Source organism: Chryseobacterium mucoviscidosis (genome assembly GCF_002177115.1).
Classification (GTDB): domain Bacteria; phylum Bacteroidota; class Bacteroidia; order Flavobacteriales; family Weeksellaceae; genus Chryseobacterium; species Chryseobacterium mucoviscidosis.
Genome location: NZ_MVAG01000006.1, coordinates 1 through 231, shown reverse-complemented (window position 1 = coordinate 231; position 231 = coordinate 1). Strand labels below are relative to the sequence as shown.

Sequence of the window (231 nt, the reverse complement as noted above, 5' to 3'; positions counted from 1 at the left end):
AAGCTTTCATACCGGCGTCCGTAATGATTTTCGTTGTTAAAAAACCAATATCCTCTACACTTCCGGAGGGTGATCCTATCGTAATATAATCTCCTACTTTAAAGGCTATATCAATACCGATCAGCATTCCTGAGAATATACTGGAAACAACATCATTCAGGGCAACCACTGCAATAACCCCTGCAAATCCCAAACTACCGATCAATTTCCAAAGGAAACCTCTGAAACCAA

1 protein-coding gene is annotated in these 231 nt (G+C 40.3%); it reads right to left on the bottom strand.

What is annotated here, in order from left to right:
• Positions 1-231 (bottom strand): mechanosensitive ion channel domain-containing protein (locus B0E34_RS00020; RefSeq protein ID WP_133059883.1); only part of this gene is annotated, 231 nt, incomplete at both ends.